Source organism: Halomonas sp. ATBC28 (genome assembly GCF_005937175.1).
Taxonomy (GTDB): domain Bacteria; phylum Pseudomonadota; class Gammaproteobacteria; order Pseudomonadales; family Halomonadaceae; genus Vreelandella; species Vreelandella titanicae.
Genome location: NZ_VCQL01000061.1, coordinates 1 through 1,156, shown reverse-complemented (window position 1 = coordinate 1,156; position 1,156 = coordinate 1). Strand labels below are relative to the sequence as shown.

Sequence of the window (1,156 nt, the reverse complement as noted above, 5' to 3'; positions counted from 1 at the left end):
GGCAGATTAACCCCGAGATTGCTGCACTACGTTCGCAATGACAGGTGAAGGATTTCAATGACATCACCTACGTCATTGCGAGGAGCGCAGCGACGCGGCAATCTTTGGCGGCGGTGGCAGATTAACCTCGAGATTGCTTCACTACGTTCGCAATGACAGGTAGCGGATTTCAATGACAGGGAGGGCCCACAATGAAAGAGAGGCTCACGATAATAAGGGGTGTGGCACTCAGAATGATATTAGTATGGGGCAAGCTCAACCCAATCAGGATTAAGGGAGTCAATTAGAGCATTTTTACGTTGACGTGAACCCGCTTTAAGCTGTTTTTCGCGCCTGATGGCATCTTCTATACTATTTGACTCCTCTAGCCATACAAGTTTGTGGCAACGGTACTTTTTGGTGAATCCTGGCATTAAACCTTGGCGGTGTTCATAAAGCCTGCGCTCCAAGTTGTTTGTAACTCCTATGTAAAGAACGCGGTGAGTGCGGTTAGTCAGAATATAAACATAATAAAGATTGTTTGTTGTCGACATGAACCGACCTTTCGGTGATGGATTTTTATTAATCTAACTTCATTTTATTAGCAATGGTAGGGGCGCATCATTGCAGTCAGTATCCTTATTTTGACTATGAAAAGTGAAACGACCTTAGCTTGCAGTGGTAGATTAACCTAGAGATTGCTTCGCTTGCGCTCGCAATGACAGGGGGCGGGCTCACAATGTCGGGTTGCTCGCAATAACAAATTAGATGCTATTGCGAGTAGCCCTATTCATGTCATTGCGAGGAGCGCAGCGACGCGGCAATCTTTGGCGGCGGTGGCAGATTAACCCCGAGATTGCTTCACTACGTTCGCAATGACAGGTGAAGGATTTCAATGACATCACCTACGTCATTGCGAGGAGCGTAGCGACGCGGCAATCTTTGGCGGCGGTGGCAGATTAACCCCGAGATTGCTTCACTACGTTCGCAATGACAGGTAGAGGATTTCAATGACATCACCTACGTCATTGCGAGGAGCGCAGCGACGCGGCAATCTTTGGCGGCGGTGGCAGATTAACCCCGAGATTGCTTCACTACGTTCGCAATGACAGGTAGCGGATTTCAATGACATCACCTACGTCATTGCGAGGAGCGCAGCGACGCGGCAATCTTTGGC

General features: G+C 48.5%; 1 protein-coding gene. It reads right to left on the bottom strand.

From position 1 onward, the window contains the following. Nucleotides 1-239: 239 nt before the first annotated feature. Complete coding sequence (locus tag E0L35_RS25280) at nt 240-533, bottom strand: GIY-YIG nuclease family protein (RefSeq protein ID WP_084625262.1); 294 nt, start codon at nt 531-533, stop codon at nt 240-242. Between the last annotated feature and the right edge of the window lie 623 nt (nt 534-1,156).